The 9,464-nt window shown below is 68.9% G+C and carries 8 protein-coding genes; 5 read left to right on the top strand and 3 right to left on the bottom strand.

All coding sequences use genetic code 11. From position 1 onward, the window contains the following. Positions 1–1,304, top strand: a 1,304-nt coding sequence (locus tag D7V93_RS45265; RefSeq protein WP_208723185.1) for a hypothetical protein, incomplete at its 5' end; no start/stop codon positions are given. A gap of 12 nt (positions 1,305–1,316) precedes the next feature. Next, positions 1,317–2,249, top strand: coding sequence for a WD40 repeat domain-containing protein (locus D7V93_RS29310; protein WP_147451392.1), 933 nt, complete (start codon positions 1,317–1,319; stop codon positions 2,247–2,249). Positions 2,250–2,272: 23 nt separating this feature from the next. On the opposite strand, the gene D7V93_RS29305 is transcribed toward D7V93_RS29310, so the two are convergent. After that, complete coding sequence (locus D7V93_RS29305) at positions 2,273–3,412, bottom strand: hypothetical protein (RefSeq protein ID WP_120646526.1); 1,140 nt, start codon at positions 3,410–3,412, stop codon at positions 2,273–2,275. Between the two features lie 296 nt (positions 3,413–3,708). On the opposite strand from D7V93_RS29305, the gene D7V93_RS29300 reads away from it, so the two are divergent. From D7V93_RS29300 to D7V93_RS29290, 3 genes are all read left to right on the top strand, one after another. Next, positions 3,709–6,138, top strand: coding sequence for an isoamylase (locus D7V93_RS29300; RefSeq protein WP_120646525.1), 2,430 nt, complete (start codon positions 3,709–3,711; stop codon positions 6,136–6,138). A gap of 140 nt (positions 6,139–6,278) precedes the next feature. Further along, entirely contained in the window at positions 6,279–6,950 is a 672-nt protein-coding gene (locus D7V93_RS29295) for a pentapeptide repeat-containing protein (RefSeq protein ID WP_208723184.1), read from the top strand. Positions 6,951–6,992: 42 nt separating this feature from the next. Next, positions 6,993–7,502: a hypothetical protein gene (locus D7V93_RS29290; RefSeq protein ID WP_120646524.1), complete on the top strand. Its 510-nt coding sequence runs from the start codon at positions 6,993–6,995 to the stop codon at positions 7,500–7,502. Here D7V93_RS29290 and modC read toward each other — a convergent pair. Continuing rightward, the gene (gene modC, locus D7V93_RS29285; RefSeq protein WP_120646523.1) at positions 7,499–8,572 is read right to left on the bottom strand and encodes a molybdenum ABC transporter ATP-binding protein; all 1,074 of its coding nucleotides are present in this window, start codon (positions 8,570–8,572) and stop codon (positions 7,499–7,501) included. The two genes, D7V93_RS29290 and modC, sit on opposite strands and share 4 nt — an antisense overlap. Before the next feature lie 88 nt (positions 8,573–8,660). Further along, positions 8,661–9,338, bottom strand: coding sequence for a molybdate ABC transporter permease subunit (gene modB / locus D7V93_RS29280; protein ID WP_120646522.1), 678 nt, complete (start codon positions 9,336–9,338; stop codon positions 8,661–8,663). Positions 9,339–9,464 lie beyond the last annotated feature (126 nt).

Genomic DNA, 9,464 nt, shown 5'->3' with positions numbered 1-9,464 from the left:
CGGCCGGTGCCTTCGTCCAGGCCGTCCTCGCCATCTACAACGTGGTGATGTGGGTCATCGAGAATGCCTCGCGCATCCTCGCCCTCATCGAAGCCATCGTGAACTCGCTGCATGCGATTGCGACGGGCGCCATCGGTGGCGCGGCGAAGTGGATCGAGAACGCGCTCGCGAGCCTCATTCCCATCGTCATCGGCTTCCTCGCGCGGCTCATCGGCCTGGGCGGCATCTCCGCGAAGATCCGCGAGTTCATCACCAAGGTGCAGGCGAAGGTCCGCGCCGCCGTGCTTGGCTGGCTCAAGAAGGCGTGGGCCTGGGTCAAGAAGCTCTTCGGACGCGGCGGTGGCGCCGGGGCGGGGAAGGACGGCGCGCCGACCCACGGCGTGGTCAAGAAGGGCTTCGCCATGGGCCCGGAGGGCCACACGCTCACGGCGAAGTTCGACGGGAAGAAGGTCGACATCTACATGGCCAGCGCGGGCGAAGGTCTGCTCCGCGGCCAGCTCGGCAATGCCAAAACGGAGGTGGAGAACAGCGGTCGCCACGACTCCCAGAAGCGGAAGATCCTCGGCGACCTGAAGCGCGCCGGGGATGGGCTCGACAGCATGCGCCAGGACTGGACCATCGCCGGGGGCAAGGACCCGCGCGGCGGCACCGGGACCCTCGACTACGAGGGCTTCGCGGGCGTCCGCATGGCGCAGATCGTCCAGTCGCTCAAGGGCCTGGAGAAATATGACATCCATGCGCTGCACCGGATGTTCAAGCCGGCCCGGAGGCGGCTGCCCCCGGGGTATCTGATCCGCAAGCAGCTCTACGACCGGGGCAGCGGTTGGACGAAGGTCAGCAAGGACATCCGTACGAAGTTCGCGAGCAAGGTCCAGAGCGAGGTCCGCACGGTGATGCTCAAGCTCACCACCAACCCCGCCCAGGCCCAGGCGGATTGGCGGCGGCTCAAGGTGGACGGGAAGATTCCGGACACGTTCGTGCTGTCACCGACCTTCGCGCTCTCGTCCGTCACCCACAGCCTGTACGACGCGGACCACGACCCACCGCTGGGGGTCCACTGGGCGGCCGAGGGCTACAACTCGAACGACCAGTCCCGCAACGACGCGGTGAGCAAGCCGCCGCACCCACCGCAGGCGATGCTGCTGGGCCCGAACCGGTCCAAGGGAGGCGTGCCGTTCCAGCCTCACGAGGTGGGATCGGACTTCACCAGCAGCCATGCCGAGGGCGGACGCAAGAACGCGGCGACCATCGACAACCAGCCCTTCGTCTTCCTCAACGAGGCAGGCCAGCCCATCCCCTTCTGACGGAGGTCTCACGTGGGACGACGTGCGGTGCAGCAGGGCAGCGAGGTGTACGCGACCCGGTCCGTGGACCTGTCCCGGGACGGGCAGGCGGTGCTCATCGCGAGGCACGCCGTGAACGCCCCCGAGCGGTTGGAGCTGCGGGCCTGGGACGACCTGCGCGTCCTCGAACACTGGGGCGCGCAGCTCGCCGCGGACGCCACCTTCGCGCGCTTCGCCTCGGAGGACGACCGGCTGGTGGTGACGGACTTCCAGAGGAACACCGTGCTGCTCGACCGGGGGACGGGCGGCAGGGTCCAGCCCCTGCGCCCGGGAACGCGCGGCGTCTCCGTGGCACGGCATGCGCCTCGCGCCGCCGTGCTCGGCGCGCAGGTGGAGGTGCTCGACACCACCGACGGGCGGAGCGTGTGGACCGTGGGCGAGTCCCATCCCAGCCTCAAGGCGGAGGCGGTGGCGCTCAGTCCGGACGGCAAGAGGCTGGCGGTGACGGGATGGGACGGGGGACAGGTCGCGTTGCTCGACGTGGACTCACGAAGCCTGGTGAAGGTCCTGGAGCCGTGGTCCGTGCGCGGGACGCAGCTGCTGGCGCTCGACGCCCCGGGCCATTACCTCTCGCTCGTGGGCACCGGAGGCTCCGCAGCCTGGGTGCTCGCCAACGCCCGTCGCGCGGCCCCGGAGGAGCTGGGCCCGGAGCGGACCGCGTACACCTGCCACGCGTTCCATCCCCGGCTCCCCATCGTCGTGCTGGGCAGCCGGGCCGGGTACGTCACCAGCATCGACCTGGAGACCGGCGCCTGCCGCTACGCGGAGAAGGTCCACGAGGGGCGCGTCTGGGACGTCGCGGTCTCGGAGGACGGCGCCCGCGTGGTCTCCGCCGGGGACGAGGGAGACGTCTACCTTCAGGAGTGGGCGGAGATGGAGGCGCTGGGCACGAGCCGGGTTTCTTGAACCCCCGCCGCGCGGTGCGCCTGTCATTGCTTGTGCGCTTCAGCCTTGGGGATCTTCAACGCCTGGAAGATGTTGATGATGCCCTGGTCGTTGAAATAGCTGTTCCACTTGGGGGCCGTGCCCGCCAGGTTGAGCGCGATGGCCTTCGCCGGAGGATAGCTGCCGACCGTCACGGGCCCGGGAAGGACGCCCACGTGATGCTCGGCGACCGGCGTGCGGTAGAAGCTCGTGTTGCGCGTCAGCGCGGTGTGCGTGGCATCCACGTTGAAGACCAGCCCCCACTGCTGGCAGGCGATGCTGGGCTCCATGATGCTCATCCCTCCCGACGGGATGAGGTGGATCTGCGGGTAGAACTCTCCCCCCTTGGGCGGGGAGGAGCGCAGCCGGGAGCGGGCATGGTCCAGGCAGACCTCCAGCCCGAAATGGATGCCCGCCATGGTGAACGCGCCCTGGCCCCCCAGGCCCGTCTTCGTCTGCTCCCGCCCCGGCCCGACGGCCTCTTCGCGCCGGGTCAGCGTGTCCCGCGACCCCTCCGTCGGACGCAGGACGCTCATCGTGTCCGTGGGCTTCCCCACCAGGGCACTGCGAAACGTGGTGCGCTTCCAGCCTTCGAACCCCTCGGTGAAGACGTGGTTCGGCGCCCCGCAGTTGAAGCAGTTCTTCGTGGTCTCGTAGGTGGGGAGCCGGATGAAGTCCACGTGGGAGATGAACTCCTTGTAGACAATCAGGCTGGCCTCGGGACCGAGCTCGTCCGTGCCTCCGCGCTGGACCATGGCGATGTTGAAGACCTCCTTGTCGGAGCCGGTGTCCAGATAGGCGATGGCCGTCCCGAAGACGAAGAGCCAGTCCTTGAACTGGGCCTGTCGCGTGAAGACGCGGAGCGTCTCCATGATCAGCGAGACGTCCTCGATGGGATAGGCCCCGTTGATGTCATGGAAGTAGAACTCGGGCGCCATGAAGATCTTCAGGATGGACGAGGACTTCCTCACGGCCGGATCCGCGGCGGCCGTCTTGATGGCCTCCCGCATGATGTGGCACCGGCCCCGGATGTCGGGCTGTGCCTTCGTGCCTCCGAGATACTTCTTGCCGTAGGTCGTCCCCATCGCCAGGGCGGGGAAGGTATTGACCTGGTATCCGATGCACTGCGCGCTCGTGTAGGGCATTGCGGCTTCCGAAGGTTCGAGGGTGGAGTTCGACGCGTGAGCAGGGGCCGCGGGGACTGACCGGACCCCCTGCGCTATCGCACGCTGAAGAACCGGACAAGCCGTCGAAGTGCGCTCACCCTGACGCACCGGGCCACGTCGCACGCCCCGGGTTGACACACGGGCGACATGTATCCGGGGGCCCTCGATTGACTTCACCTGCGCGGCGGTGCTGAACCGGATGGCCCCGGGCAGTCGCGGGCCCGGTGGGCTTGCAGCGTTCGTGAACCCCGCTTGCCGCGTCTGGAGCCACATCCATGATGACCCCTTCCCGTCGTCACCGCCGGAGCCCCTGGCTCTCGCGGTGGCATCACCTCGCCGTCGCCGCGGGCCTTGCCTCGGCGCTGGTCTCCTGCGCCGCCACGGATACGCCTGACGCAGCCCCCGCCCCGGAAGCCACCGCCGCCGTGGAGCCGGCGCAGCAGTCCCAGGAGCTGCTCACCTGGACCCTGGGCGCGAAGTACGACGCCACGCAGGCCAACATCGACTTCCGCGTCTATTCCTCACGCGCCGAGCGCATCGAGGTGTGGATCTACAAGACGCCCCTGGGCGCGCAGGAGACGGTGAAGTACGTGATGACCAAGGACGCGGCCACGAACATCTGGTCCAAGTCCGTCTCCGTCGCCACGCTGAAGGGCTCCACCTACAACCTCACCGGGACCGTCTACTACGGCTACCGCGCGTGGGGGCCCAACTGGCCCTACACCTCCACCTGGTCGAAGACGAACACCTCGGCGGGCTTCCTCTTCGACGTGGACACCCAGGGCAACCGCTTCAACCCGAACAAGGTGCTCTGGGACCCGTACGCGCTGGAGCTGAGCCACGACCCGGTGAACCCCAGCAACCAGGACGCCACGGTGTTCGCCTCCGGCCCCCTGCACCGCTACAAGGACAGCGGCCCGTTCGCGCCCAAGGGCGTCGTGCTGCCGCCGGAGACCGTCGCCACCGGCACCAAGCCCACGCGCGCCTTCAAGGACGACGTCGTCTATGAGGTGCACCTGCGCGGCCTGACGAAGCAGGACACCGGCTCCGGGCTGGATGCCGCCTGTCTGGGCACCTACAAGACGGCGGGCCAGAAGGCCGCGCAGCTGGCGGCGCTGGGCGTCACCGCGGTGGAGTTCCTGCCGCTGCACGAGACGGACAACGACAACAACGACTTCGCGCCCACCACCACCACGGGCGACAACTACTGGGGTTACATGAACCTCAGCTACTTCGCGCCGGACCGCCGCTATTCCTGCGACAAGAGCGCGGGCGGCCCCACGCGTGAGTTCAAGGCGATGGTGAAGGCCTTCCACGACGCGGGCATCAAGGTGATGGTGGACGTGGTCTACAACCACACCGGCGAAGGCGGCGGGTGGAACAACGGCGACTCCAGCACGTACAACGTCATGACGTACCGGGGCCTGGACAACCCCACGTACTACAGCCTCACGGCGGACAAGCAGTTCAACTATGACAACACTGGCGTGGGCGGCAACTTCAACACGTTCAACCCCACGGCCCAGAACGTCATCCTCCATTCGCTGTCGTACTGGAAGGACACGCTGGGCGTGGACGGCTTCCGCTTCGACCTGGCGTCGGTGCTGGGCAACACCGTCGAGCACGGCGGCTTCAACTACAACCGCGACAACACGGGCACGGCGCTCAATAAGATCGTCACCCTGTTGGATCCGCGTCCGGACGGAGGCGGCGCGGGCACGGACTTCGTCGCGGAGCCCTGGGCCATTGGCGGCAACTCCTACCAGGTGGGCAACTTCCCGGCGAAGTGGAAGGAGTGGAACGGCATCTTCCGCGACACCTTCCGCAAGGACCAGAACCAGATGGGCTCGGAGGCGGTGACGCCGGGGCAGCTGGCCACGCGCTTCACGGGCTCGTCGGACCTGTATGGGGATGACACGCGCAAGCCGGCCGCGTCGGTGAACTTCATGGTGGCCCACGACGGCTTCACCCTGAAGGACCTGTACTCGTGCAACAGCAAGGACAACCTCCAGTCGTGGCCCTACGGCCCGTCCGACGGCGGCGAGGACAGCAACCACAGCTGGGACCAGGGCGGCAGCGCGACGTTGCAGCGGCAGGCGGCACGCAACGGGATGGCGTTCATGATGCTGAGCGCGGGCGTGCCCATGCTGACGGGCGGCGACGAGTTCCTGCGCTCGCAGCGCTGCAACAACAACGTCTACAACCTGGATTCGAACCAGAACTGGCTGAACTATTCGTGGAGCACGGACCAGTCCAACTTCCGCGCGTTCACCCAGAACCTCATCGCGTTCCGCAAGGCGCACCCCGCGCTGCGTCCCGCGAACTTCTACAGCGCGTCAGACACCAACGGGAACGTGATGGAGCAGCACCGCTGGTTCAAGCCCGACGGCACCGTGCCCAACGCGGCGTACTTCGACGACGCGGGCAACCACGCGCTCGCGTACCGCATCGACGCCAGCGAGTTCGGTGACACGGTGGGCGCCATCTACGTGGCCTACAACGGCTGGTCCGCCAACGTGAACTTCATCCTGCCGTGGCCGGGCACGAACAAGAGGTGGTACCGCGTGACGGACACCTGCTCGTGGATCGAGAGCCGGGGCGCCAACCAGGTGCTGCTCAACCCGGGCACCGCGGACGACGTTGGCGCCGAGAACGCGTCCTATGGCCTGTGCGGCCGGGGCGTGCTGGTACTCGTAGCGAAGTAGCTTCGCACTCGCGGGGACCCGGTGCGCCCACACGGCTCCGGGTCCTCGCGGTGGGGCGTCATCCTGGCTGCGGTGGAAGCAGGCCCCCGGTATAAGGCCCGGCGGATTCTGGCATCCCCGCGAGGAAGGACCGTGCGCCCGTGACCCCGGAAGAAGAGAGGTCCGCCGCCCTGCTGCGGCGGCTCCAGCAAGAGGACTCGTTCGAGAACGAGACGTTCGCGGACCTGGACCTCCAGGGCATCGACCTGAGCGGCAAGGAGTTCTACCGGTGCACCTTCCAGGACTGCCAGCTCCAGGAGGGGCGCTGGAAGGACAGCCAGCTGGAGGTCTGCGTCTTCAAGGGCTGCAACCTCACCCGCGCGAACTTCAATGCCATCCGTCTGCGGGACGTGCGCTTCGAGGGCTCGAAGCTGATGGGCATTGACTGGTCGGGCGTGGCGGCGAACCCGGAGGTGGCTTTCGAGGAGTGCGGCCTGCCCTACTGCTCGTTCGTGGGGCTGGGCCTGCGGCAGACGGCCTTCGTGCGCTGCGTGGCGAAGGAGGCGAACTTCTTCGACATGGACCTGACGGACGCGGACTTCACCGGCACGGACCTCACGGGCAGCAACTTCCGCGGCTGCACCCTCACCCGGACCGACTTCACCGGGACGACGGGCCTCCTGCTGGATCCGGCGCGCAACAAATTGAAGGACACCCGCGTCCCACAGGAGACGGCGATGTCGCTGGCGCATTCCCTGGGGATGCTCGTGGAGGGGTATCACGCGAAGCCGGCGGCGCGCGGTGGCTCGAAGAAGGCAGGGACGAAGCGGTGACGGGGACATGCCCCCGCGCCTTCTGGCGGTAGCCTTCGAGCCATGGACGCTTCGCCTTTCGACCTCCGCACCGTGTACACGATCGCGACGATGGTGGACGCAGGCCTCATCGGGCTGCGGCATGTCGTCCCCTGGGCCGACGCGTGGGTGTTGAAGCTGGACTCGCCGCCGCTCTGGCTGCTTGAGCTGTGCATGACCCGGGACGTCCGCGTTGCCCAGGGGCTGCTCATCACGGCTGCGTGTCAGCGGGCCGATCCCATGGGGTCGGACGAGCACAACGCGGAGTACCTGGCGTGCCTCTTCCTCCGCTATCGCCACGGGGACCTCTCCTGGGCGGCCTTCCTCGATGAGGGTGGCCAGCAGTTGGATGCGTCCAACGCCAGCAGGACCTGCGAGGAGCTCTATGGCCTGCTGAACGCGCTGGAGCGCGACGAGCATCCGGCGGACCTGGAGCAGGTCCAGAGCGCGGACATCGAGCGCAGCCTCCGGGACGCACTCGACCGGATGGAGCCCCTGCACCGCATGTTCGAAGCGTTGGCCCGCGCGGGCTAGGAGAGCGCCCGGCTCGCCAGCCGGCGGCAGGCGGCGGACTTCACCGCGAGGTACACGCGCAGGGCCGGTGCGAGGTTCAATTCGCGCACGGCGGCGTGCGTGAGTCGCACCACCCAGCGCACGCCCGCCACGTCCACGTGGGTCGCGCACTCCCCTGCCCCGGCGTCCTCCAGCTTCGCCACGGTGCCTTCCAGCACGTTGCGCGCGGAGATGCCGGTCAGCGGCCCCGTGGACAAGAGGATGTCCTCGGCCGGGACCGCGTAGGCGGCGCGTGTGCCCGTGGGAAGGCCAGGCGCGTCCGGGACCCAGAGGGACAGTCCCTCCGTGATGAGCAGCCTCGTGCCTCCGGCTTCGGGGTGCTCCAGCGTGCCCTCCAGGATGTTCTCCTCGGGTTCGCCGGTGAGCAGGCCGCGCGCGGCCGTGCCCAGCACCTTGTCCGCGGCCCCGACCGCGCGCACCGCGCCGCCGTCCAGCAGCAGGGCCTCGTGGGCGAGCACCCGCGCCTCTCCCAGTTGATGTGTCACGTACAGCAGGGGCACGTGAGCCTCGTCGCGCACGCGCAACAGGTAGGGCAACACGCGCTCCTTCAACGCGATGTCGAGCGCGGCCAGCGGCTCATCCAACAGCAGCAGCGCGGGGTCGGTGGCGAGCGCTCGCGCCAGGGCGACCCGCTGTTTCTCGCCTCCCGACAGGGTGACGGGGTAGCGGTGCAGCAGCGGCTCCAGCTCCAGCAGGTGCACGGCTTCGTCCACGCGCGACGGTCGCCCGGGGCGCACGCCGAAGCGCACATTCTGTCCGGCGGTGAGGTGCGGGAAGAGCAGCGCGTCCTGGGGCACGTAGCCCATGCGGCGCGACTCGGGCGGCACGTCCACGCCGGCAGCGCTGTCGAGCAGCACGCGGCCACCCACCACCACGCGACCGCGAGCGCCGCGCCGCAGCCCCGCGAGCACTTCGAGCAACGACGTCTTCCCGGAGCCCGAGCGCCCCAGCACCGCCACCGACGCGGACGTGAAGCGCGCCTCGACCTCCAGGGTGAAACGTGCCAACGGCAGGCGCAATGACAGCTCCATCACGGGCGCGCTCCTCCCGTCGGTCCCGTCATCGCTGACACGCGAGTGCTCCACCCGGACAGGTGCGCCTGCGCGGTCGCGCGCTTCCTCACGCGAGCCCCCGCGCACCACGCCGCCGCGTCACCACTTCCGTCACGTACATGACCCCGAAGGCGAGCACCACCGCCACGCCCGCGAGCTTCAATGCCTCCGCGTCCTGCCCTGTCTGCGTGCGCTGGAAGATGGCCAGCGACAGCGTCTGCGTGTGCCCCGGGATGTTGCCCGCGACCAACACCGTGGCACCGAACTCCCCCAGCGCTCGTGAGAACGCGAGCAGCGCGCCCGTGAGCACGCCGCGCCAGGCGAGCGGCAACGTCACCCGGAAGAAGGCCCGCACGCGCGTGTCGCCCAGCGTGCGCGCCACCGCCACCAGCCGTGGATCCACCTCCTCGAAGCCCGCGCGCGCCGAGCGCACCAGCAGCGGGAACGCCATCACGGCGCTCGCCAGCACCACGGCCTTCGGCGTGAACACCACCTCCACGCCCAGCCGGTCCAGCCACCGCCCCAGCATCGAGTCCCGCGCCAGCAGCTCCAGCAGCACCAGCCCCACCGCCGTCGGCGGCAACACCAGGGGCAGCGCCAGCACCGTCTCCACCACGCCCCGTCCCGGGCCCTTCCACCGCGCCAGCGCGTACGCCGCCGCCACGCCCGGCACAAGGATGAGCGCCGTGGACAGCGCCGCCACCACCACCGTGAACAGGACCAGCCCGGTCAGCCCCTCGTCCATCACGGCGAAGGCCGCCCCGTGCCCGCATCCGGCTTCGCGTGAAGCATCCCAACGTCAGCCGGCATCCGCTCCTTCACGCTGTCCCGCGTTGCCTGGGTGCCCGCCGCGCCCGGCCCTGCCCTGCGC

Source organism: Corallococcus llansteffanensis (genome assembly GCF_003612055.1).
Taxonomy (GTDB): domain Bacteria; phylum Myxococcota; class Myxococcia; order Myxococcales; family Myxococcaceae; genus Corallococcus; species Corallococcus llansteffanensis.
This window is presented reverse-complemented; position numbering and strand designations above follow the sequence as displayed.